This window comes from Cellvibrio fontiphilus, from assembly GCF_042646205.1.
GTDB lineage: Bacteria > Pseudomonadota > Gammaproteobacteria > Pseudomonadales > Cellvibrionaceae > Cellvibrio > Cellvibrio fontiphilus_A.
Window position 1 is genome coordinate 955,044 of record NZ_JBHRTF010000004.1, and the last position, 22,781, is coordinate 977,824.

21 protein-coding genes and 1 tRNA gene are annotated in these 22,781 nt (G+C 47.4%); 18 read left to right on the forward strand and 4 right to left on the reverse strand.

All coding sequences use genetic code 11. The features are described from left to right. The first annotated feature begins 11 nt into the window (after nt 1-11). Nucleotides 12-3,230 (forward strand): carbamoyl-phosphate synthase large subunit, encoded by a 3,219-nt coding sequence (gene carB / locus ACFODX_RS12670; protein WP_378119642.1) that lies wholly within the window; start codon nt 12-14, stop codon nt 3,228-3,230. A gap of 10 nt (nt 3,231-3,240) precedes the next feature. Continuing rightward, complete coding sequence (gene greA / locus ACFODX_RS12675) at nt 3,241-3,720, forward strand: transcription elongation factor GreA (RefSeq protein ID WP_324257756.1); 480 nt, start codon at nt 3,241-3,243, stop codon at nt 3,718-3,720. 94 nt (nt 3,721-3,814) lie between these two features. Here greA and ACFODX_RS12680 read toward each other — a convergent pair whose 3' ends face one another. Then, complete coding sequence (locus ACFODX_RS12680; RefSeq protein ID WP_378119644.1) at nt 3,815-4,117, reverse strand: YhbY family RNA-binding protein; 303 nt, start codon at nt 4,115-4,117, stop codon at nt 3,815-3,817. A gap of 234 nt (nt 4,118-4,351) precedes the next feature. Between ACFODX_RS12680 and ftsH the strand changes: the two genes are divergently transcribed. From ftsH to ACFODX_RS12715, 7 genes are all read left to right on the forward strand, one after another. Then, nucleotides 4,352-6,268 carry an ATP-dependent zinc metalloprotease FtsH gene (gene ftsH, locus ACFODX_RS12685; protein WP_378119646.1) on the forward strand — a complete coding sequence of 639 codons (1,917 nt, stop codon included), beginning with the start codon at nt 4,352-4,354 and terminating at the stop codon, nt 6,266-6,268. Nucleotides 6,269-6,358: 90 nt separating this feature from the next. Further along, entirely contained in the window at nt 6,359-7,219 is an 861-nt protein-coding gene (gene folP / locus ACFODX_RS12690) for a dihydropteroate synthase (RefSeq protein WP_378119649.1), read from the forward strand. A gap of 36 nt (nt 7,220-7,255) precedes the next feature. Then, nucleotides 7,256-8,593: a phosphoglucosamine mutase gene (gene glmM / locus ACFODX_RS12695; RefSeq protein WP_378119651.1), complete on the forward strand. Its 1,338-nt coding sequence runs from the start codon at nt 7,256-7,258 to the stop codon at nt 8,591-8,593. Between the two features lie 155 nt (nt 8,594-8,748). Then, nucleotides 8,749-9,597 carry a triose-phosphate isomerase gene (gene tpiA, locus ACFODX_RS12700; protein WP_378119653.1) on the forward strand — a complete coding sequence of 283 codons (849 nt, stop codon included), beginning with the start codon at nt 8,749-8,751 and terminating at the stop codon, nt 9,595-9,597. Next, nucleotides 9,597-9,998, forward strand: a complete 402-nt coding sequence (gene secG / locus ACFODX_RS12705) for a preprotein translocase subunit SecG (RefSeq protein WP_378119655.1) — start codon at nt 9,597-9,599, stop codon at nt 9,996-9,998. Before tpiA ends, secG begins: the two co-directional genes overlap by 1 nt. A gap of 12 nt (nt 9,999-10,010) precedes the next feature. Further along, nucleotides 10,011-10,095: transfer RNA gene (locus ACFODX_RS12710), tRNA-Leu, on the forward strand. Between the two features lie 89 nt (nt 10,096-10,184). After that, nucleotides 10,185-10,940, forward strand: coding sequence for a tRNA-uridine aminocarboxypropyltransferase (locus ACFODX_RS12715; protein WP_378119657.1), 756 nt, complete (start codon nt 10,185-10,187; stop codon nt 10,938-10,940). Between the two features lie 273 nt (nt 10,941-11,213). Here the strand turns inward: ACFODX_RS12715 and ACFODX_RS12720 are convergent, their stop codons facing one another. After that, entirely contained in the window at nt 11,214-12,326 is a 1,113-nt protein-coding gene (locus ACFODX_RS12720) for a DUF3530 family protein (protein ID WP_378119659.1), read from the reverse strand. A 78-nt stretch (nt 12,327-12,404) separates the two neighbouring features. Between ACFODX_RS12720 and rpe the strand changes: the two genes are divergently transcribed. The 5 genes from rpe to trpC all read left to right on the forward strand — a co-directional run bounded on the left by rpe (nt 12,405) and on the right by trpC (nt 17,378). Then, nucleotides 12,405-13,094, forward strand: a complete 690-nt coding sequence (rpe, locus tag ACFODX_RS12725; RefSeq protein ID WP_378119662.1) for a ribulose-phosphate 3-epimerase — start codon at nt 12,405-12,407, stop codon at nt 13,092-13,094. A 283-nt stretch (nt 13,095-13,377) separates the two neighbouring features. Then, complete coding sequence (trpE, locus tag ACFODX_RS12730; RefSeq protein WP_378119664.1) at nt 13,378-14,871, forward strand: anthranilate synthase component I; 1,494 nt, start codon at nt 13,378-13,380, stop codon at nt 14,869-14,871. Next, a complete protein-coding gene (locus ACFODX_RS12735; protein ID WP_378119666.1) occupies nt 14,868-15,449 on the forward strand; it encodes an anthranilate synthase component II in 582 nt (193 codons plus the stop codon). Before trpE ends, ACFODX_RS12735 begins: the two co-directional genes overlap by 4 nt. Nucleotides 15,450-15,521: 72 nt before the next feature. Further along, on the forward strand, nt 15,522-16,553 hold the full coding sequence (gene trpD / locus ACFODX_RS12740; protein WP_378119668.1) for an anthranilate phosphoribosyltransferase: 1,032 nt from the start codon (nt 15,522-15,524) through the stop codon (nt 16,551-16,553). Between the two features lie 27 nt (nt 16,554-16,580). Beyond that, nucleotides 16,581-17,378: an indole-3-glycerol phosphate synthase TrpC gene (gene trpC, locus ACFODX_RS12745; RefSeq protein WP_378119670.1), complete on the forward strand. Its 798-nt coding sequence runs from the start codon at nt 16,581-16,583 to the stop codon at nt 17,376-17,378. Nucleotides 17,379-17,451: 73 nt separating this feature from the next. On the opposite strand, the gene crp is transcribed toward trpC, so the two are convergent. Next, a complete protein-coding gene (gene crp, locus ACFODX_RS12750; RefSeq protein WP_378119673.1) occupies nt 17,452-18,087 on the reverse strand; it encodes a cAMP-activated global transcriptional regulator CRP in 636 nt (211 codons plus the stop codon). Between the two features lie 275 nt (nt 18,088-18,362). Between crp and ACFODX_RS12755 the strand changes: the two genes are divergently transcribed. Then, on the forward strand, nt 18,363-18,782 hold the full coding sequence (locus ACFODX_RS12755; RefSeq protein ID WP_378119675.1) for an OsmC family protein: 420 nt from the start codon (nt 18,363-18,365) through the stop codon (nt 18,780-18,782). A 94-nt stretch (nt 18,783-18,876) separates the two neighbouring features. Here the strand turns inward: ACFODX_RS12755 and coq7 are convergent, their stop codons facing one another. Continuing rightward, nucleotides 18,877-19,524 (reverse strand): 2-polyprenyl-3-methyl-6-methoxy-1,4-benzoquinone monooxygenase, encoded by a 648-nt coding sequence (gene coq7 / locus ACFODX_RS12760; protein WP_378119677.1) that lies wholly within the window; start codon nt 19,522-19,524, stop codon nt 18,877-18,879. 153 nt (nt 19,525-19,677) lie between these two features. Between coq7 and ACFODX_RS12765 the strand changes: the two genes are divergently transcribed. Genes ACFODX_RS12765 through ampE form a run of 3 tightly spaced genes read left to right on the forward strand, consistent with a single transcriptional unit; the run spans nt 19,678 to nt 22,751 of the window. Beyond that, a complete protein-coding gene (locus tag ACFODX_RS12765) occupies nt 19,678-21,159 on the forward strand; it encodes an AAA family ATPase (RefSeq protein WP_378119679.1) in 1,482 nt (493 codons plus the stop codon). 12 nt (nt 21,160-21,171) lie between these two features. Further along, nucleotides 21,172-21,732: a 1,6-anhydro-N-acetylmuramyl-L-alanine amidase AmpD gene (ampD, locus tag ACFODX_RS12770; protein WP_378119681.1), complete on the forward strand. Its 561-nt coding sequence runs from the start codon at nt 21,172-21,174 to the stop codon at nt 21,730-21,732. Between the two features lie 41 nt (nt 21,733-21,773). After that, nucleotides 21,774-22,751, forward strand: a complete 978-nt coding sequence (gene ampE / locus ACFODX_RS12775) for a regulatory signaling modulator protein AmpE (RefSeq protein ID WP_378119683.1) — start codon at nt 21,774-21,776, stop codon at nt 22,749-22,751. The last annotated feature ends 30 nt before the right edge of the window (nt 22,752-22,781 follow it).

A 22,781-nucleotide genomic window follows, 5' to 3' on the forward strand; every position in this document is an offset into this window, starting at 1 on the left:
TCGGAGCCGACATGCCAAAACGTACCGACATAAACAGTATTTTGATTCTCGGCGCTGGCCCGATTGTTATCGGCCAGGCTTGTGAGTTCGACTACTCTGGCGCCCAAGCCTGTAAAGCCCTGCGTGAAGAGGGTTATCGCGTCATTCTGGTGAACTCAAACCCGGCCACCATCATGACTGACCCTGCGATGGCCGATGCCACTTACATCGAGCCAATCGAATGGCAAACCGTTGCCAAGATCATTGAGAAAGAGCGCCCCGACGTAATCCTTCCCACCATGGGCGGCCAAACCGCATTGAACTGCGCGCTGGCACTGGCCAAAAACGGTGTGCTGGAAAAGTACAATGTGGAGTTGATCGGCGCGAAAGAAGAAGCCATCAACATGGCGGAAGACCGCAACCTGTTTGATCAGGCGATGAAGCGTATCGGTCTTTCCTGCGCGCGCGCAAAAATCGTTCACAGTCTGGAAGAAGCCAAAGAAGCACCGAAAGAATTCGGCTTTCCTTGCATTATCCGTCCGTCATTTACCATGGGTGGTTCTGGTGGCGGTATTGCTTACAACTGGGATGAATTTGAAGAAATTTGTACCCGCGGTTTGGATTTATCGCCCACTAACGAATTATTGATCGACGAATCACTGCTCGGCTGGAAAGAGTACGAGATGGAAGTGGTGCGCGACAAAAACGACAACTGCATTATCGTCTGCTCCATCGAAAACTTTGACCCGATGGGCGTGCACACCGGCGACTCAATTACCGTTGCACCTGCGCAAACCCTGACCGATAAGGAATACCAAATCATGCGTAATGCATCGATTGCGGTATTGCGTGAAATCGGTGTGGAAACTGGCGGTTCCAACGTGCAATTTGCAGTGAACCCGGTCGATGGCCGTATGGTAGTGATCGAGATGAACCCGCGTGTATCGCGTTCATCGGCGCTCGCTTCAAAAGCAACTGGTTTCCCGATTGCAAAAATCGCTGCGAAATTAGCAGTGGGTTACACGCTCGACGAATTGAAAAACGACATCACTGGCGGTGCAACGCCAGCATCGTTTGAGCCTTCAATCGACTACGTGGTCACCAAAGTTCCGCGCTTCACCTTTGAAAAATTCGGTGATGCCGATGCGCGTTTGACCACGCAAATGAAATCTGTTGGCGAAGTCATGGCAATTGGCCGTACTTTCCAGGAGTCATTGCAAAAAGCGCTGCGCGGTTTGGAAGTGGGCTCTGCTGGTTTTGAATCCAAAGTGGATGTCACCAGCGAAGAAGGCCAGGCAAAAATTCGTCGCGAATTGGCGACTCCAGGTGCTGAGCGTATTTGGTACGTGGGCGATGCCTTCCGCATGGGCATGAGTGTTAACGATGTCTTTAACCTCTCTAAAATTGACCCATGGTTCTTGGTGCAAATCAAAGAGCTGATTGATCTGGAGCAGTCGCTGCGCGGCAAATCGCTCAACCAATTAGATGGCGATCAGCTATTCCGTTTGAAGCGTAAAGGTTTCTCGGATAAGCGTTTGGCCTTGTTGCTCGGTGCCACAGAGAAAGCCGTTCGTCATCATCGCCAAGGTCTGAATATTCGTCCGGCTTATAAGCGTGTTGATACTTGTGCGGCTGAATTCTCTACTTCAACTGCTTACATGTATTCGACTTACGAAGAAGAATGCGAAGCTAACCCGAGTGACAAGAAAAAAATTCTGGTGATCGGCGGTGGCCCCAATCGTATTGGTCAAGGTATCGAATTCGATTACTGCTGTGTGCATGCTGCACTGGCCATGCGCGAAGACGGTTACGAAACCATTATGGTTAACTGTAACCCCGAAACTGTTTCTACTGATTACGACACCTCTGACCGTTTGTTCTTTGAACCAGTGACACTGGAAGACGTGTTGGAAATCGTCCACAAAGAAAAGCCAGTGGGTGTTATCGTGCAATTCGGTGGACAAACTCCACTGAAATTAGCGCGCGCACTTGAAGCAGAAGGCGTACCGATTATTGGTACCAGCCCGGATGCAATCGATAAGGCAGAAGACCGCGAGCGCTTCCAGCAAATGATTAATAAACTGGATTTGCTGCAACCGCCAAACGCGATTGTACGTTCACTCGAAGAAGCATTATTGGCAGCCGACAAAGTCGGTTACCCGCTCGTTGTGCGCCCATCTTACGTATTGGGTGGCCGTGCGATGGAGATTGTTTATAAAGAAGAAGAGCTGCGCACTTATATGCGCACCGCAGTGCAAGTGTCTGAAGATGCGCCTGTGTTGCTCGATCATTTCCTGAATAACGCTATCGAAGTGGATATCGACTCAGTCTCTGACGGCAAACAAGTCGTCATTGGCGGCATCATGCAACACATCGAGCAGTGTGGTGTTCACTCCGGTGACTCTGCGTGTTCACTGCCACCTTATTCCCTGCCAGCCAATGTGCAGGACGATATGCGCGAGATCGTTAAGAAAATGGCGATTGAGCTGGGCGTTATCGGTTTGATGAATACCCAACTTGCATATCAGGACGGGAAAATTTATGTGATCGAAGTAAACCCACGTGCATCGCGCACTGTGCCATTCGTTTCGAAATGTATAGGTGTGTCGCTTGCAAAAGTAGCAGCGCGTTGCCAAGCGGGTATTTCGTTGTCTGAGCAAGGCTTTACCAAAGAAATTATTCCAGACTATTTCAGTGTAAAGGAAGCTGTATTCCCATTTAATAAATTCCCGGCAGTCGACCCAATTCTTGGGCCTGAGATGAAATCTACCGGTGAGGTTATGGGTGTTGGTAATACTTTTGGCGAGGCTTATGGTAAATCGCAATTAGGTGCCAATAACCGAATTCCAACTTCAGGCACTGCGTTTATCAGTGTGCGTGATATGGACAAAGATGGAATTGTCAGCGTTGGTAAAGACTTGGCCGAACTTGGCTTTAAGCTAGTGGCCACTCGCGGTACTGCTGAAGTTTTACAAACAGCCGGTTTGACTGTGCAGGTTGTCAATAAAGTACAGGAAGGCCGCCCACACATTGTCGATATGATCAAAAACGATGAAATCGATTTAATTATCAATACAGTAGAAGGGCGTCAGGCTACACGTGATTCTTCATCAATCCGTCGCAGTGCCGAGAACCATCGTGTCTACTACAACACGACCTTGGCTGCCGGCTTGGCTGTATGTATGTCGCTGAAAGAAGTAAAAGATATTGAAGTGCGTCGTCTACAAGACTTGCACAACAGAATCTCTTAAAGGAACTGCCATGAGCACAAAATTCCCTATGACTGAACAAGGCGCAGAAAAATTGCGCCTTGAATTGGAAGATCTGAAAAAGGTTCAGCGCCCACGTATTGTTCAGGCAATCGCTGAAGCGCGCGAGCACGGTGATTTAAAGGAAAATGCTGAATATTCGGCTGCCCGCGAACAACAAAGTTTTTGCGAAGGTCGAATCAATGAAATCGAGGCCAAGCTTTCCAATGCCCAGATTATCGATGTCACTAAAATACCCCATACAGGCAAAGTGTTGTTTGGGACAACTGTGACTATGATCAATCTGGACACTGATCAGGCCATGACCTACCAGATAGTAGGTGATGATGAGGCTGATGTTAAGGCCAACAAGATTTCAGTGAATTCCCCAATTGCTCGTGCGCTTATCGGTAAAGAAGAGGGTGATGTTGTCGTAGTTAAAACACCCGGTGGCGATGTTGACTATGAAATAGATACTGTTGAGCATCTCTAGTCCAATTATCGCTGCAAAAAAACCGCCTTTTGGCGGTTTTTTTGCTTTTAATCCGGGCCTCTATTGGGCGCGTCTTTACTTGGACGGGCAAGGGCTAGCGGTGCAGATTAGACAGTTTTGGATTGGCTTTTTTATTGTGACGATAGAGTAAAACAACTTTCCCAATTTCCTGGATGAGTTCAACATTGGGCAGGCTGAGCAACTCGGTAACAAGCTCCTTGCGCTCGTCACGCTCCGCAATAGCCAGTTTGACTTTGATGAGCTCGTGGTCATCCAGTGCGCGATTGAGTTCTGCAATGACCCCATCACTTAAACCATTACCCGCGATAGTAACTATAGGGTTTAATTTGTGGCCAATGGTTCGAAATTGTTTTTTGCGCTCTGTGTTGATCGGCATACACTTACCTGAAGTAATTAAAGAAGTAATAGTGGCATTCTACTCCATTATAAGGTTCCAAGGCTTGTTTTTGCCTGTGGCGCCCCCAACTCAAACCATGAAAAGAATCGGCAAATGGTGTCTATCAAGGGTTCTCTGTCAGGGTTAAACTTGGAAAAAACCGGCGATTTCATGCTGCAGATATGTAAGAATTGTTTAAATTGATCAAAACGAAGTAACTGTGAGGCACTTTCCTTGAACGATATCACCAAAAATCTCGTGCTCTGGCTGGTTATAGCTGTAGTTCTCTTCAGCGTGTTTGAGGGCTTCAATAAACAGTCAGCGAGTAACACATTGAATTACTCTGATTTTATCGCGAGTGTGCGCGACGATCAGGTAAAAGAAGTAACCATCGATGGCTTGGTTATCGAGGGTATTAATCGTGATAACTCAACGTTCAAAACCATCCGTCCTCAGGTTCAGGACCCCAAGTTAATTGATGATTTATACAATCACAATGTAACGATAAAGGGGCGCGAGGTTGAGCAGCCAAGTTTGTTGAACCAGCTCTTAGTAGCAAGCTTTCCGATACTAATTATCATTGCAGTGTTCTGGTTTTTTATGCGCCAAATGCAGGGCGGTGCTGGTGGTAAAGGCGGCCCTATGAGTTTTGGTAAGAGCAAGGCCCGCCTGTTGGGCGAGGATCAGATCAAAACTACCTTCGCTGATGTTGCTGGTGTTGATGAAGCCAAAGAAGAAGTTCAGGAGTTGGTGCAATATCTACGCGATCCGTCCAAGTTTCAGCGCTTGGGTGGCCAAATTCCACGTGGTGTACTCATGGTTGGTCCACCGGGTACAGGTAAAACCCTGCTTGCTAAAGCTATTGCGGGTGAAGCCAAGGTTCCTTTCTTCTCAATTTCCGGTTCAGATTTTGTGGAAATGTTTGTTGGTGTAGGTGCTAGCCGTGTGCGCGACATGTTCGAACAGGCCAAAAAACAAGCGCCCTGTATCATCTTCATCGACGAAATTGATGCGGTAGGCCGCCATCGTGGTGGTGGTCACGGCGGTGGTCACGATGAGCGCGAACAGACTCTCAACCAACTGCTGGTAGAGATGGATGGCTTTGAGGGCAATGACGGTGTGATTATTATCGCCGCCACTAACCGTGCCGATGTTCTTGATAAAGCATTGTTGCGTCCCGGTCGTTTTGACCGTCAGGTGTATGTTGGTTTGCCAGACATCCGCGGCCGTGAACAGATTTTGAAAGTGCACATGCGTAAGGTGCCACTAGACGAGCGTATCAGTGCTTCCGTTATCGCGCGCGGCACACCTGGCTTTTCAGGTGCGGAACTCGCCAACCTAGTCAACGAAGCAGCACTGATGGCCGCACGTGGCAATAAGCGCTTGGTTACCATGGAAGATTTCGAAAAAGCGCGCGATAAAATCATGATGGGCGCTGAGCGTCGCACCATGGTGATGAGTGAGAAGGAAAAAGAAAATACCGCCTACCACGAAGCAGGTCACGCCATAGTAGGTCGTATAGTTCCCGAACACGATCCTGTGCACAAGGTCACTATCATCCCTCGTGGTCGTGCCTTGGGGGTAACCCAGTTCCTCCCGGAGGCGGATAAGTACAGCATGAGCCGTCGTGCTCTGGAGTCCAGTATCTGCACTCTATTCGGTGGTCGAATCGCTGAATTAATGACCTTGGGGGAAGAGGGCATTACTACTGGCGCTTCCAATGATATCGAGCGTGCGACTGCAATCGCCCGCAACATGGTCACTAAATGGGGGTTGTCAGAAAAACTTGGCCCGCTGCACTACGGTGAAGAGGAGGGCATGTATCCTGGTATGGCGAGTCAGCAATACTCAGATGATACTTCGCGCCACATCGATGAAGAAGTTCGTCGGATCATTGACGATTGTTACAATCGTGCCAAGAAAATTCTGGAAGATAATCGCGATATCCTTGAAGCGATGAAAGATGCGCTTATGGAGTACGAGACTATCGATGCGGAGCAAGTCGATGATTTGATGGCGCGCCGCAAAGTTCGTCCGCCTCGTGATTGGAATGATGATGACTTCAATAGCCATCTGCGCGAGAAAGAAGAAAAGAGTAATTCAGGCGACAACCCAGCAGGCCCGATAGGTGGTCCTGCAAACACACATTAATGATTGCTTGCTATTCACTCAACGAACCCCGGGCCATCATCCCGGGGTTTTCGTTTCGTAATGACCTATCTAAAAAGCTTACATATATCTATGTCTAGTTACGCTATCTCCTCCAGCATTCGTTGCGGTAAAAAATTATTGGATATTTCTCGCCCAATAGTCATGGGTATTTTAAACACAACGCCTGATTCCTTTTCAGATGGTGGAAGTTATTACCAAGGAAAGTGTTTGTCGATAGATCTTGTATTGCGGCGTGCCGAAGAAATGTTAAACCAAGGTGCTCAGATTATAGATATAGGTGGAGAGTCAACTCGTCCTGGTGCACCAGTGGTGTCCTCTCAAGAGGAATTAGACAGGGTTATCCCAGCGGTAGAGGCGGTTGTTAATCGTTTGGGGGCAATAGTATCGGTTGATACGAGTTCGCCCAATGTAATCTCTGAGGCGGCAAAGTACGGAGCAGGTTTGATTAATGATGTGAGGGCCTTGCAGCGGGAAGGAGCACTGGTTGCTGCAGCAGCAACAGGTCTACCCGTCTGTTTAATGCATATGCAAGGCGAGCCTGATTCTATGCAGAATAGCCCGATCTATGGTGATGTTGTTGCTCAGGTCAGCGATTTTCTAAGCGCGCGCGCGCTTGCCTGTAAGTCTGCAGGGATAGCGTCTGAGCAAATTTTGCTTGATCCAGGGTTTGGCTTTGGTAAAACGCTGGCGCATAATCTCGCCCTTTTGGATGGCCTACCGAAGCTCGCGTCATTAGGCTTTCCCTTGTTAGTTGGGATGTCTCGCAAATCGATGCTTGGGCATTTGTTGGAGCGACCTGTTGAGCAGCGCTTGGCTGGTAGTTTGGCATTGGCGATGCTTGCTGCCGAACGCGGCGCAGCCATAATTCGAGTTCACGATGTCGCTGAAACAGTCGATGTATTAAAGGTTCTCGCAGCAACCAAGTGTTAATTAGTTGTATTAAATTTGTCAGCGGAGTAAGGACGTATGTCTCGCAAGTATTTTGGAACTGATGGTATTCGTGGTCTGGTTGGTGAGTTTCCGATCACTCCGGATTTTATGCTCAAGCTGGGCTGGGCTGCGGGTTGTGTATTGAAAGATCGTTTTGACGGTCAAAATATGATTTTGATTGGTAAGGATACACGTATCTCCGGTTATATGTTCGAGTCGGCGCTTCAGGCTGGTCTCATTAATGCGGGTGTAGATGTCGGTTTACTTGGTCCAATGCCTACCCCCGGCGTTGCTTATTTGACGCGCACTTTTAAGGCTCAGGCTGGCATTGTTATCAGTGCATCGCATAACAGTTATGTTGATAACGGAATTAAGTTCTTTGGTGGTAATGGCAGTAAGTTGCCCGATGAGCTTGAGGATCTTATCGAGCAGCAATTGGAAAAGCAGATGTCGACAGCTGAAAAGTTGGGAAAGGCGCGCCGAATTGCTGATGCATCAGGTCGCTATATTGAATTCTGTAAGGGCACTATGCCTTGGGGTTTTAATCTCAAAGGTATGCATATTGTGCTCGACTGTGCCAACGGCGCGACCTACAACATAGCGCCGGATGTGTTTACTGAGTTGGGTGCTCATGTGACTTCGCTTTTTGTGGAACCAAATGGCACCAACATCAATCGCAGTTGTGGCTCTACTAAGCCTGAAGCTTTACAGGAAAAGGTTGTTGAACTCGGTGCTGATTTGGGTATTGCCTTTGATGGTGACGGTGATCGTGTGGTTTTTGTTGATCACAAGGGAGAATTGGTTGACGGTGATGAGCTGCTTTACATCATTGCAGCTTACCAGCATGAGTATGCAGGTGGTTGTGATGGTGTTGTGGGCACCCTGATGAGCAATTATGGTTTTGAGCTTGGATTGAAAAAACTCAATGTGCCTTTTGCCCGGGCGAAAGTGGGGGATCGTTACGTTATTGAGCTTATGCGTCAGAACGGTTGGCGTTTGGGTGGAGAGAATTCAGGTCATATAGTTTGCAGTAATGTGACTACTACCGGCGACGGGATTATTGCTGCTTTGCAGGTGTTGCTCGCAGTTACAACAATCGGCGAACCCTTGCACAGAATCAAAAAGGCAATGACTAAGTTGCCGCAAGTAATGATCAATGTGCATATGTCAAAACGTCTCGATCTGAGTAAAAACGCAGAGGTCCAAGTTGCTGTAAAACAGGTTGAGGATAAGCTTGCTGGTACTGGTAGAGTTTTGTTACGACCATCAGGAACTGAACCAGTGGTAAGAGTAATGGTAGAGGGAGAGGATAAAAAACAAGTCAAAGAGTTGGCGCAAGAGCTGGCTGCTGCTGTTGAGTCGGCGTTAAATTGATGTAGGTACAAGGCTGTTTTTATAGGCTTTGCTTTGAGTTTAGGCATGGTACGAAATCTGCCCCGAATGATTGAATAATGCGCGCAAGTCGAGTCTTCCTTCTTGCCGATTAAAAAAATAGATAAAAATCAGGCGCTAACCCAAGATTTTGTTGTATGTTCAAACCATCTTGGCTAAGATTAGCGCCCGCTTTGGGGGAGGTATTGCTGTTGAACAAAGCAAGTAACGCCAAGCGTCGCCAACTTATAGTTGGCAACTGGAAAATGAACGGTAATCTGCACGAAAATGACGCTTTGCTCACAGCTGTGACTGATGGATGGGGTGCCAGTAAAAACGTCGATGCGGTGATTTGTCCTCCATTTCCATACCTGGCTCAGGTGGCAACACTGCTTACTGGTAGCGGGTTAATGTTGGGGGCACAAACAGTCAGCGAGTTTGAGGCTGGCGCACATACTGGCGAAGTATCCGCAAAAATGCTCGCAGATTTGGATTGCAAATTTGTGATAATTGGTCACAATGAGCGCCGCCGAATGCAGCGTGAAACTGATCAACAAGTTGCTGAAAAATTTATTCGACTTCAAGCTGTAGGTTTAACTCCAATACTGTGTGTTGGTGAGTCTCTTGAAGATCGAGAAGAGGGTAAACATTTACAAACCATCGACAGGCAACTCAATGCAGTGTTTGATGCGGTAGGTATGGAAAGTTTATCTTGTGCTGTTTTAGCTTACGAGCCAGTTTGGGCGGTAGGAACCGGAAAAACAGCAACACCAAGTCAAGCTGAAGAAGTTCATTGTTTCATTCGTAAACAGCTTGGTAAGCTCGGTGAAAGTGTAAGAATTTTGTACGGTGGCAGTGTCAAAGCTAATAACGCCAGAGATCTATTTGCGTTGGATGATATTGACGGTGCATTGCTTGGCGGCGCTTCACTTAACGCCGACGAGTTTTTAGCAATCTGTAAAGCGGCCGACAGTTGCTTTACTTCAAACGCTCCAGAGAGCTTGTAATGGAAAAATTAGTATTAATTATTCATTCGCTTGCAGCTATTGCCATCATCGGTTTAATTTTGTTGCAACAAGGTAAGGGGGCTGCTGCAGGAGCTTCTTTCGGTGGTGGTGCTTCACAAACTGTTTTCGGTAGTGAAGGTAGTGGAAACTTTTTCACTCGCGCTACTGCAATAATTGCAACAATATTTTTCTGTACCAGTTTTGGTTTGGCTGTTATAGCTAAAAATCAATCAAAAGTAACTACCCAAGGTCTGGTTGTGCCAGCAGCCGTGCAGCAGCAAGAGGTTCCTGCTGCTACTGATGTGCCGGCAAGTGAGATTCCCGCTTCTACTACTGTGCCTTCTGATGTGCCTGCAGCGCAGACTGAAATGACAGATAAGGCTGAAGAGAAAAAGGAGTAATAAAAAGTTTTTGCCCCGGTGGTGGAATTGGTAGACACGCTATGTTGAGGTCGTAGTGGCGAAAGCTGTGCCGGTTCGAGTCCGGCCCAGGGCACCAAATAAAAAAGCGCTCGTAAAGAGCGCTTTTTTTTCGTCCGTAATTTTTGAATTTTTTGGTGGCGCATCATTTGGAATGGTTCGCGGTGAATGATCCTTATGTTGAATGAGTATCCTAATCAATATTTGCGTTTGCGTGCGCAACGGCTCGCTCAATCTACCCGTGAGTTTCTCGCTCGAGGTAAGTCAGTGAAGCGCTGCGATTCATGCCAATTAGCAGAGTTTGCGTGTATATGCCGTTGGCGTCCAACCTTAAATACACGCGTTGAATTTGTCCTTCTGATGCATAGTGATGAGGTTTTTAAGCCCACGAACACCGGTCGTTTAATTGCCGATGTTTTGCCTGATCAAACTCATGTTTATTGCTGGAGTCGCACAGACCCCGATGAAGGTTTGTTAGCCCTTTTGGCGGACAGTCGGCGCCGGTGTGTGTTGGTATTTCCGGCCGAGGTAGCCTCTACTGCCAGTCATCCTCGAAAGGTGCTATATGAGCTACCTCGAGATGAGCGGGTGATAACTTTTATTCTACTGGATGGAACCTGGAAGCAAAGCGGCAGAATGTTTCATCTCAGTCGTTGGATGGATAATGTGCCCTGTATTCAATTGCCTGACTCGTTGATGCGCGGCTATGCTGTGCGTAAATCTCATCAAGAGAATTACCTCTCTACAGCAGAGGCTGCTGCGCTCTGCTTGCATTTGGCTGGCGAGCAGAGTGTGGCTGTAGTCCTAAGCGATTATTTTGAGTTATTTAACATGCATTACCTTGCCACTCGTGCCAGTCAGCCGCCCGTCATCGGAGAATTGCACCAGCGTTTAATGGCTCACATTCCCGCAGATAAGTACTAAGAAAAGAAGAAATCGCCCTTGGGTTCTAGTGACGATTTCCTACAAAGATTAGTGAATTTTGCCACTGTTGAAGTCAGTCCTATTGCTGGAAAATGGCATCTAACAAGGAGGTAGTCAGGGAGGGTTAGTTGGCCAAGCAGGGTCAAAGGAAGCGCCTAATTTACACGCTCATTCATCTTTTATGAAAGTAAATACTTTGTTAGCGACAGGAAGCCTGCTAATGAGTGCATAACCAAAAAACGGGATTAGCAATCGCTAATGCCGTTTTTTGGTTTATGGGGTTGTTGTTGGTGATGATTCATCTTTCGACAGTTTTTTCTCGGTACCCTTGGCGTGCTTCTGCATAAACCCTCTGACTCGTCCCAGTAGAAAGCTCTGGAAATCGCCTTCTGTTGCATTTGGCTGATTATCAAGCCTCAGTTGGAAGTACTTTTCCATCTTCTGGCGCATGGCTACAGCTCTGTGTAGATCGCGTACCCTGAGTTGCTCTTCATCATCGGGTGCAAAAAATAGATCCATAAACGGCAACTCGCGCGAACTAAATATACGCTCCAGCTCCTCTTGGTCGAGTGGCTCTAACGATTGCAAGTTGGTAAGGATGACGGCCCTTAACCGGCTGGTTGTCGTCTCTGAACCGGTTGGAATCTCTTTGTGAAAAGGTTCCAGCTTAATCAGGCTGTGATATGCGCTACTGTTGTCGGTGAGGAGTACAAGGTTTAACTGATTGTTTTTGGTTAAATACTGAACTGCCGCATCGAGATAAGCTGCAATCAGTTGCTCTCTTGCGATATGTGCTGAGCTTGCGTTTGAACTTGAGATTTTTTCATCGGTTGAATTGTTTGCTACTGGAAACGCTGGCTGTGTTTCTGGATCAGTCTCAGCCGAGTTTTCACTGGATGCGGAAGAAAATGATCTGCCGGGAATCGGTGTTATTGTTTTCTGCGGCATCGCCAAGGCTAGTGTTTCCCAGCCATAGCGAGGCAGATTAACACGCAAATTTTCCAGTGTGGCTGGCCAGTGTTGCGGATCTTCTGCAGCGTGAAGCAAAATCAAAGTCCCAAAAGTCGATTTGGCTTCAGTTATTCGATGCATTGCCAATATTTTTCCGTATTCTGTATCTAACCATAGGCTTTCTTCAGGCAGGGCGTTGGCTATAAGTGTTTTATCGCGCATGGGGCGCGATTCATAAGGCGGAGGTGCTGCGGACGAGCTTGTGTTTGCCTGAGTTTCGGTTTGCGCTTGGTTTGGTGATGCTTCAGTTGTTGGCTGGGTATCAGCGGTAGGCTCTTGGGCGTAACTCTCGAATGTCAGGCATATCAACACCAATAGCACGTAGTGAAGGTGGCGTACCTTGATTGGTAGGCGTGGATGAGTGGCTAGTCGCATGGTTTGGCCTTGCAAGCTGTAGGTTGTACCGCTTTTCGCCTAGAATGCGGTCTGATGTTGATAGATATCGGAATTTTTATGCAGAACTTTAAGCGTGATTACAAAATTGCACCGTCAATCCTCTCTGCTGACTTCGCCCGTTTGGGGGCCGAAGTAGATGCTGTCTTGGAGGCCGGCGCCGACTTTATTCATTTTGATGTCATGGATAATCATTATGTTCCCAATCTCACTATTGGCCCTATGGTCTGTAAAGCCTTACGTAATTATGGTGTGAGCGCTCCCATAGATGTGCACTTGATGGTTGAGCCCGTGGATGATCTGATCGTGCAGTTTGCTGATGCCGGTGCTACTTATATTACTTTTCACCCCGAAGCATCGCGTCATCTTGATCGTTCACTGCAGTTGATTAAAGATCATGGATGTAAAGCCGGTTTGGTACTGAATCCCGCTAGCTCACTTGAGCATATTCACTATGTGCTGGATAAGCTCGATATGTTATTGCTGATGTCAGTCAATCCCGGTTTTGGTGGGCAGAAATTCATTCCTTATGTGCTTGATAAGCTACGAGCTGCGCGCGCATTGATTGATGCCTCTGGCTTGCCCATTCGTTTGGAGGTAGATGGTGGCGTGGGCCTTGCTAATATTCGCGAAGTGGCTGAGGCCGGTGCGGATACTTTTGTTGCTGGCTCTGCGATTTTTAATGCACCAGACTACAACGCGGTGATTGCAGCAATGAGAGCTCAGTTGGCATTGGTTCAAGTTTCCTGATCAACCGTCTGGGGCCGATGCTGAGGGTAGGCATGTACAAATTAATTCAGTACACTTGCCCTCAAATCCATAGGAATTTTCCCGTGAACAATTTCAACATTCAAGAGTTCGCCTGTCTCCTCATCGCCCGATGGCGGCGCTAGTCCAATGGCTGTATACCTATATGCAGCCTCTCCGCTCGCTGTTTGCACTAGATTAGCTCTGGTAACAGCAATCAAATGAATATCCAATTCCAGATAATGATAAGGCTTGCCTCAAAATCAGGTAAGCAAAAGGTAATTTCATGAACGCCGAACAATTTGCTCAATTAGCTGCGCAAGGCTACAACCGTATTCCGGTAATGCGTGAAGTGCTGGCTGATTTGGATACGCCACTTTCATCCTATCTCAAACTTGCCGCCGGTTCTTATTCTTATTTGTTTGAGTCTGTCCAGGGGGGCGAAAAATGGGGTCGATATTCCATGATAGGCCTACCTGCACGCACAGTTTTAAAAGCCTTTGGTGACATAATCACCGTAGAGCGTGATGGCAAAATTATAGAGACTCACGAATGTGCAGATGCTCTTGAATTTGTTGAGGCTTTCAAGGAGCGTTATCGTGCGCCTGAACTGCCAGGGTTGCCTCGATTTACTGGTGGTTTGGTAGGCTACTTTGCTTACGATTGTGTGCGTTACGTAGAGCCGCATTTAAAAATAACCACACCCAAAGACGTAATAGGCACTCCGGATATTTTGTTGAGCGTATCTGATGAGGTGCTGATTTTTGATAATCTTGCCGGCAAATTAATTTTTGTGATCCATGCCAATCCTGAAGTGGAAAACGCTTACATCAAAGCTAATGAGCGATTAGATCAACTTGAAGAAAAGTTGCGCGGTGAAATTCCAGCTACGCCCAGTTTATCTCTTGGTAATAACGGTAACAGCGAGCCACAGTTTGTCTCTAATTGTGGCGAAGCAAGCTTTCACGGCTATGTTAATAAAATAAAAGAATACATATTGGCAGGTGACACCATGCAAGTTGTTGTGTCGCAGCGCATGTCAATTGATTTCTCCGGTGAGCCCATCAACCTTTATCGCGCCCTGCGTAATCTGAATCCATCGCCCTACATGTATTTTATGGATTTAGGAGATCATCACGTAGTAGGTTCCAGTCCGGAAATTCTAGCGCGATTGGAAGATGGCGAAGTTACTGTTCGACCTATTGCGGGTACTCGTCGTCGTGGGCGTACCCAAGAGGAAGACAAGGCTCTGGAAGTTGAATTGGTTAATGACCCCAAGGAAGTTGCTGAGCATTTAATGTTGATTGATCTTGGGCGTAATGATGTTGGGCGTGTAGCGAAAATAGGCAGTGTAAAACTCACCGATAAAATGGTCGTTGAGCGCTATTCTCACGTCATGCATATCACTTCCAATGTTACAGGGAAATTAAAAGATGGCTTGCGTGCAATGGATGTACTGCGAGCCGCACTGCCCGCTGGGACCTTGAGTGGTGCTCCAAAGATCAGAGCAATGGAAATCATTGATGAATTGGAGCCGGAAAAGCGTGGTATTTACGGTGGAGCAGTGGGCTACATCTCCTGGAACGGTAATATGGACACTGCTATCGCAATTCGTACTGCGGTAATTAAAAACGGCAAACTTTATGTGCAGGCAGGTGCAGGTGTTGTTGCTGATTCTATTCCTGCGCTGGAGTGGAAAGAAACCATGAATAAGGCACGTGCTATTTTTAAAGCCGTGGATATGGTGGGTGAATCTGCAGTGAAAGGCGGTGCACAATGATTTTAATGATTGATAACTACGATTCGTTTACCTACAACCTGGTGCAGTATTTTGGTGAGCTGGGTGCTGACATAAAAGTTGTTCGCAATGATGAAATCACTCTGGATGAAATCGCCGCGCTTGCGCCAGAAAAAATTGTTATATCTCCTGGCCCCTGCACGCCGACAGAAGCAGGTGTCTCGGTGGATACGATTAAAAATTTTGCCGGTAAGATTCCTATTCTTGGCGTGTGTTTAGGGCATCAAAGTATTGGGCAGGCGTTAGGTGGCAAGGTTATTCGTGCCCCGTTTGTAATGCATGGTAAAACCTCGGCGGTTTACCACAATAACAAGGGCATTTTTCACGGCCTGAAAAATCCGTTTCAAGCTACGCGTTATCACTCTTTGGTAATAGAAAAGGAAACTCTGCCTGATTGTCTGGAAATTACGGCTTGGACGCAAAATGAAGATGGCAGCATGGCCGAGATTATGGGTGTTAAACATAAAACTCTGGCGATTGAAGGTGTGCAATTTCACCCCGAATCCATTCTGACTGAACATGGTCACGATATGCTGAGTAATTTTTTAAAGGCATATTAATATTGAATTTTGTTCCCGATGAATTACCAACGTCTGCGTTTGGAGACGTTTATTCTAAGAAGGTAAATGGCAATGGATATCAAACAAGCCTTAACAAAATTAGTGGCGCGAATTGATTTAACCACCGAAGAAATGATTTCCGTGATGCGGACTGTAATGACTGGTGGTGCAACGCCAGCGCAAATAGGTGGTTTCCTGGTTGCATTGCGCATGAAGGGTGAAACACTGGACGAGATTACTGGTGCCGCCATGGTTATGCGCGAGTTGGCTACACCAGTTAGCATAGATGTAGATTATTTGGTGGATACCTGCGGTACTGGTGGCGATGGTGCTAATTTATTTAATGTTTCTACCGCCAGTGCCTTTGTGGTAGCCGCCGCCGGTGGCCGTGTTGCAAAACATGGTAATCGCTCGGTTTCCAGTTCAACAGGTAGTGCAGATGTGCTGGAGGCTGCAGGTATTAAGTTGGATATAACTGCTGAACAAGTTGCTCGCTGTGTGCGTGAAATTGGTGTTGGATTTATGTTTGCTCCTGCACATCATAGCGCTATGCGTCATGCCATAGGCCCGCGCAAAGAATTGGGCATGCGCACCATTTTCAATATGCTTGGTCCTATGACCAATCCAGCTAATGTTAAACGTCAGGTGATCGGTGTATTTAACGGTGAGCTTTGCAAACCCATGGCTGAGGTTTTAGGGCGTCTGGGCAGCGAACATGTGATGGTTGTGCATGCTAAAGATGGTTTGGATGAGATCAGTTTGGCAACCGAAACCCAAATCGCTGAGCTAAAAAATGGTGAGATTCGCGAATACATTATCAAACCGGAAGATTTTGGTATGCAGTCCAAAAGTTTGATTGGCTTGAGTGTATCCAACGCGGAAGATTCATTGTTATTGATTCGCGATGCGCTGGGAAATCGCCGCGGTCAATATGCTGAAAAAGCAGCCGATATAATTGCACTCAATGCTGGTGCTGCCATATATGTCAGTGGCGTGGCAGCCAGTTTGTCGGATGGTGTAGAAATGGCACGCGATGCAATTGGCAGCAGCTTAGCGGGTGAAAAGATTCGCGAGTTAGCTGCTTTCACTCAATATCTTGAATAACTCTATTTATTGTTTCTGGAAAAGTCCATGACAGATACACCAACGGTGCTGCGTAAAATTATTGCGCGCAAATGGGAAGAAATTGCAGAGCGTAAAGCGCTTGTTTCACTTGATATGCTCAAAGAGAAAGCAGCACAACAACCCCCTGCACGCGGGTTTGTGCGCGCGATTGAAGAAAAAATCAGTCAGGGTAAGGCGGCAGTAATTGCCGAAATCAAAAAGGCTTCACCCAGCAAAGGGGTTATTCGTGAGCACTTCGTGCCGGACGAAATTGCACGTTCCTATGAGCAGGGCGGGGCAGCATGTCTATCGGTGTTAACCGATATCGATTTCTTTCAAGGCGCTGACGAATACCTGCAACAGGCGCGTGCCGCGGTAAATTTGCCGGTAATCCGCAAAGATTTTTTAGTGGACGAATATCAAATATATGAAGCTCGCGCTATGGGGGCTGACTGCGTATTACTGATTGTGGCAGCACTTTCTGTTGAAAAATTGGTTGAATTAAACAATCTTGCGCAGGCAATTGGTCTGGATGTGTTGGTTGAAGTACACGATGCAAATGAGCTTGATATTGCACTCACGCTGCCAAATAAGCTCATCGGGATTAACAACCGCAATCTACATACCTTTGATGTGTCACTCGAAACAACGTTTAACTTGCTCGATAAGATTAGCACTGAAAGAATTGTTGTTACTGAGAGCGGCATATTATCGCCGGCTGATGTTACTGCTATGCGTAGCAGGAATGTGAATGCCTTTTTAGTCGGAGAGGCATTTATGCGTGCGGATGAACCCGGTGTTGCGCTACATAATTTTTTTGCTTGAGTGGTGACATAGCGCCCCAATAAAAAGCCCGCTGCTAGCGGGCTTTTTATTGGAATTAATCTACAGCTTTTGATCAGCGGGTTCCAAACACCACCATGGTTTTACCTTTAACAGTCACCAAACCTTGATCTTCCAGGGTTTTGAGTACTCGCCCCACCATTTCACGCGAGCAACCCACAATACGACCGATTTCCTGACGGGTGATTTTAATTTGCATACCATCTGGATGAGTCATAGCGTCTGGTTCTTTGCAGAGTTCAAGAAGAGTTCTGGCAACACGTCCGGTTACGTCAAGGAAGGCTAAATCGCCCACTTTGCGAGTGGTCGCGCGCAGGCGGCGTGCCATCTGGCTACCCAATGCAAAAAGGAATTCAGGATGCTCTTCGGATATTTCCTGAAATTTGGCATAGCTGATTTCCGCAACTTCACATTCTGACTTGGCGCGCACCCAGGCACTGCGAGAGTCTTTGTGATCGAATAAACCCATTTCACCGAAGAAATCACCGTCATTGAGGTAGGCGACAATCATTTCGCGCCCTTCGTCATCCTCAATTAATACTGTGACTGAGCCTTTCACTATGTAGTAAAGCGAGTCGCTTTTATCGCCTGCATAGATAATGGTGCTTTTAGCTGGGTAACGGCGACGATGGCAGTGAACCAAAAATTCTTCCACATTCTTAATGTGCGGTGTGAGTGAGACAGCGACCAAAGTGTGGCTCCCAAGATAAATGTAATAATTAGTTAGAGTTTATATCACTATTTCGGATATAAAATTTATTATGACATAAGCTTGAAGTACAGCTAGAGATATGCCAAAACAAGCTGAAAATTTGTGATGCAGTTATAAGCCTAGTGAATTGAATTGTCTACAAAAAAACGCCAGATGGATACAAAGTGTTGATTTGCGTGACATTTTCGATATTAGTGTCCCTTGTGTTAGTCTAAATACTTATTTTTAAACGCGATTTTTGATGGTGTGATTATATGCAAGCAGTGGTTAAGTGGGTTGATGGGGCACAATTTTTAGGTGAATCGGGCAGTGGTCATGCTGTTTTAATGGATGGCCCACCGGATCATGGTGGCCGCAACATGGGTGTGCGCCCGATGGAAATGTTGCTTTTGGGTTTAGGTGGCTGCTCTTCGTTTGATGTAATGAGCATTCTTACCAAGGCGCGGCAGCAGGTAACAGATTGCCGTTGTGAGCTGGAGGCGGAGCGCGCGGATGGGGTTCCATCGCCTTTCACCAAAATCCATATGAAGTTTCTGGTGACAGGTAAAGAGTTAAAGGAGGCACAGGTCAAGCGCGCGGTAGAGTTGTCAGCGACTAAATATTGTTCAGCCTCAATTATGTTGGAAGCAGGTGGAGTGGAAATTACGCACTCCTATGAGATTCGTGAAGCCTAAAAATGGTTTTTTGTTTTTGATAAATAGTGACTAATAAAAATGCCCGCAGTGCGCGGGCATTTTTATGCTGCAATGCAAGCTGGATCCAAGCGGTTTAAACCCTGTAGCTTGTGGTAGTCATCACCTTGGAGACAAGCGTCATTAACCCTTTAACTGGCCCGGGGAATTTATATCCGCCGGCGCTAAGTGCCATTTCGGCATGGCGAGCTTCATCTTCCAGCATTTTTGTTACTACTGCGCGGCTGCGCAGATCGCTCTGGGGTAGTTCACTCAGGTGATGCTCCAGATGTTTACAGACCCTATCTTCTGTGGCGGCCACAAAGCCCAGGCTGACTTTGTCACTCACTAAGCCTGCTCCAGCGCCGATAGCAAAGGAAAGCCCGTACCAAAGCGGATTTAAGTAGCTGGTGTGGCTTCCGAGTGCATCTATTCGCTGTTGGCACCACACCAAATGGTCAATCTCCTCGGCCGCAGCATTTTCCATTTCGGCGCGCACATGTGGCAGTTTGGCGGTCAGTGCCTGACCTTGGTAAAGCGCTTGGGCGCAGACTTCGCCCGTGTGGTTCACTCGCATCAAGGCGGCAGCTTTTTTGCGCTCTTCGGTTGAAAGCTCTGCTTCTGCCAGTGGTAGTGCGGGAGAGGGGCGCTCACAGGTCATATCGCTGCCCGCTGCTAATGTGCGTAGGGCGCGGTCAGCATTGATAATCAGGTTGTCGATAAAACTGTGACGGATTTGAGGCATATATTGTTACCTGCGTTTATGGTCTCTCTATTTAAACAGAAAACTTTGCTCTGGGAACAGGCTCTTGTTTGCGTTGCATCAAATCATTGCAAGCTGTTACCTCGCACTGCATGCTTGCGCCTTTAAATCATCACCTGCTCGAAGGAGGCAAGCGTGCAAGATGTTAACGAAATAAAACTCCTGTTGGATGCCCGAATTCCCTTGGTTGTGATAGAGACCTTTGAGGAGAAAAAAGCGCTGGATGTTCTGCTAAAAGTGGCCAATACCCAGGGCAAGGATTTACACCGCTGGTCGCTCACTGATGGTCTTACCCGCTTGAATTTTGGCCCTCAGTTGGTTCCAAAAGGTACTAGCCTGAATGATCCGGAAGAAATGTTGCGTCACATTAAGCAGCTGCATCAGCCGGCGATGTTTGCTCTTTGCGATTTACATCCCTTTCTGGCGGACAATGCCCAAGTAGTACGTTTGTTGAAGGATATTGCACTTAATCATTTTGCTGTACCTCACACTCTGGTTTTACTCAGTTATCAGTTGCGCTTACCGCCTGAACTCTCGCGCTACAGTGCATCTTATGCACTTAGGTTGCCAAGCGATGACAAAATCATGGAGGTGATTCGCGAAGAGGCAAAAGATTGGTCTGATCGTCACGCAGGGGCGCGAGTTAAAACTGACAATATCACACTCAAAAAACTGGTGAATAATCTGCAGGGCTTGAGTATTAGCGATGTGCGCCGTTTGGTGCGCAGTGCAATCTGGAATGATGGGTCCCTCAATGAGGATGATCTGCCCAAAATTAATAAATCTAAATTTGCACTTCTGGATATGGAGGGCGTTGTCAGCTTTGAACTACAGACGGAGGATTTCTCCAATGTGGGCGGTTTGCAGAACCTCAAACGATGGTTGCTCACTCGCCGTGAGGCTTTTAATGATGAGGATACCAAGCTTGATCGCCCCAAAGGGATTTTACTGCTGGGTGTACAGGGCGGAGGAAAGAGCCTGGCGGCCAAGGCTGTTGCAGGCTTATGGGGTTTGCCGTTAATGCGTATGGATGTGGGAGCGTTGTATAACAAGTTTCACGGTGAAACCGAACGCAATTTACGCGAGGCGCTTAAACTTGCCGACGCCATGTCGCCCTGTGTGTTATGGCTGGATGAGATAGAAAAAGGAATGGCTCAAGATGGCAATGACAATGGCGTATCACAACGTTTATTAGGCACCTTATTAACCTGGATGGCAGAGCGGCGCTCACGCGTGTTTATTGTCGCAACCAGTAACGACATTTCGCGTTTACCGCCTGAATTGATTCGCAAAGGGCGGCTGGATGAAATCTTTTTTGTCGACTTGCCTGAGACGGCAGTACGCAAAGATATCTTTTCGATTCATCTGCGTAAGCGCGGTTGTGATGCCCGGCACTTTGATTTGCCGCGCCTTGCCGAAGCCAGTAGTGGCTTTTCCGGCTCGGAAGTTGAGCAGGCTATTATCGCCGCATTGTATTCGGCTGCCGCAGAGGGGCAACCGCTCACGACCGATATTTTGTTGCGCGAAATAGCAGCAACGAGTCCCTTGTCGGTTGTTATGGCGGAGCAGATAACACAGTTGCGGCGATGGGCGGAAGACCGCACCATCCCGGCTTAAGTGGAGTGAGTTATGGCAGCAGCCGAGGGGGAGATCATCCAAGATGGTTGGCTACAGGGAGCCAAGGTTTGTCCATCGCCCAACTGGAATGAGCGGCCGCAAGATACGGATATTAGCTTGCTTGTTATTCACAATATCAGCTTGCCGCCGGGTGAATTTGGCGGTGGTTATGTTCAGGCATTTTTTCAAAACAAACTGGATGTCAGTGCACATCCTTATTTCGCCACTATTGCCCAGTTGCAGGTTTCTGCGCACTTGTTTATCGAGCGCAATGGCGCAATTACCCAGTTTGTTCCATTTTCAGCGCGAGCCTGGCATGCGGGGGCCTCCAGTTTTGATGGTGTCGCCAATTGCAATGATTACAGTATCGGCATAGAACTCGAAGGCACTGACGAGCTGCCCTACAGTGATGAGCAATATCGGGTACTGGAGAAAGTTACTCGCCAGCTTATGCAGACTTATCCTAAACTAACGGCTGAGCGCATCGCCGGCCATGACCAGGTGGCTCCCGGCCGCAAGACCGACCCCGGCCCGGCTTTTGATTGGGTTCGTTTTCGCCGAGCGCTTTTGTAGTGCCCTCGTATTATTTTTTTATCGATGAGTGATAAAACACAATGATTTTTCTCAGCTTGGTTGTTGTTCTCGCAATTGTCTACTGGCTTGGCTCTGCCAGCTTCATTCAGTATGACGGTTGGTTTAAGTGGTTAATAAACCGCCTGCAAAAAATTCCCGGGTTTTCATCATCACCCATACCTCCACTGTTGCTTGCGCTGCTTATACCGCTGGTAGTTTTAGTGTTTATGTTTTTATTTATCAACGAATTGGCGGGCAAGCATTGGTTGTTTTTTCTTTATGTCCCGGTGCTACTCTATAGTTTGGGGCGTGGCAATATTTTGGTCGATGCGCGCGAATATATTGCGTTGGCAGCGCGCGGTGAGGGGGTGGCAGCAGCGCAATTGCTTGATCGTTTACGCGGTAATGCCCCTGCTGATATCAATAGTGCAGAGGTGTCGGACTGGCGTGAGCTGCACACTGAAGCACTGAAAGTTATTGCTTATCGCGGATTTGAACGTACTTTTGCGGTGCTATTCTGGTTTTTTATTGCTGGGCCTTTTGGTGCGCTGCTGTATCGCTTGAGTGTTTTGTATCGCGATTTTTCGCCTTTGAATAGCGACAATTTCAATGCTGCAAATAAATGGCTATGGCTGTTGGAGTTGCCTGCAGTGCGCTTAATGGGGGTGACATGGGCGTTTGTTGGTAATTTTGAAACCTGTCCATTACGCAAAAATCTGCTGGATACACAAAGCCCATCGGATTATGTATTAAACGAATGTTTGCGCGGTGCACTGGGTGCCCCAACGGAGTGTTCAGCGGCAACCATGGCGGAGCTTGATCCGCAAGAAAAAGCGGAAATGGAAGAGGAGATGGCGGAAGAGACTCAGGATATCATTGAGGATCTTACCGGGGATGTGATCACCACCCACACCGAGCCTGCTTATTCATTTGCATTGGTTAAATCGAGCTTGCCGCTGTATTCACGTTCGATGTTGTTCTGGATTTGCGCTATTGCTTTTGCAACCTTGATTGTTTGATAAGCCATATTGATGAATTCAAACTAGTTA

Coding starts and splice junctions, on each gene's coding strand:
- ACFODX_RS12720 (WP_378119659.1), bottom strand. CDS start 12,326: ATGCGACTAGCCACTCATCCACGCCTACCAATCAAGGTACGCCACCTT.
- folP (WP_378119649.1), top strand. CDS start 6,359: ATGTCTAGTTACGCTATCTCCTCCAGCATTCGTTGCGGTAAAAAATTA.
- tpiA (WP_378119653.1), top strand. CDS start 8,749: ATGTTCAAACCATCTTGGCTAAGATTAGCGCCCGCTTTGGGGGAGGTA.
- carB (WP_378119642.1), top strand. CDS start 12: ATGCCAAAACGTACCGACATAAACAGTATTTTGATTCTCGGCGCTGGC.
- rpe (WP_378119662.1), top strand. CDS start 12,405: ATGCAGAACTTTAAGCGTGATTACAAAATTGCACCGTCAATCCTCTCT.
- ACFODX_RS12755 (WP_378119675.1), top strand. CDS start 18,363: ATGCAAGCAGTGGTTAAGTGGGTTGATGGGGCACAATTTTTAGGTGAA.
- trpE (WP_378119664.1), top strand. CDS start 13,378: ATGAACGCCGAACAATTTGCTCAATTAGCTGCGCAAGGCTACAACCGT.
- ampD (WP_378119681.1), top strand. CDS start 21,172: ATGGCAGCAGCCGAGGGGGAGATCATCCAAGATGGTTGGCTACAGGGA.
- trpD (WP_378119668.1), top strand. CDS start 15,522: ATGGATATCAAACAAGCCTTAACAAAATTAGTGGCGCGAATTGATTTA.
- greA (WP_324257756.1), top strand. CDS start 3,241: ATGAGCACAAAATTCCCTATGACTGAACAAGGCGCAGAAAAATTGCGC.
- coq7 (WP_378119677.1), bottom strand. CDS start 19,524: ATGCCTCAAATCCGTCACAGTTTTATCGACAACCTGATTATCAATGCT.
- trpC (WP_378119670.1), top strand. CDS start 16,581: ATGACAGATACACCAACGGTGCTGCGTAAAATTATTGCGCGCAAATGG.
- ACFODX_RS12680 (WP_378119644.1), bottom strand. CDS start 4,117: ATGCCGATCAACACAGAGCGCAAAAAACAATTTCGAACCATTGGCCAC.
- glmM (WP_378119651.1), top strand. CDS start 7,256: ATGTCTCGCAAGTATTTTGGAACTGATGGTATTCGTGGTCTGGTTGGT.
- ACFODX_RS12735 (WP_378119666.1), top strand. CDS start 14,868: ATGATTTTAATGATTGATAACTACGATTCGTTTACCTACAACCTGGTG.
- ACFODX_RS12715 (WP_378119657.1), top strand. CDS start 10,185: ATGATCCTTATGTTGAATGAGTATCCTAATCAATATTTGCGTTTGCGT.
- ampE (WP_378119683.1), top strand. CDS start 21,774: ATGATTTTTCTCAGCTTGGTTGTTGTTCTCGCAATTGTCTACTGGCTT.
- secG (WP_378119655.1), top strand. CDS start 9,597: ATGGAAAAATTAGTATTAATTATTCATTCGCTTGCAGCTATTGCCATC.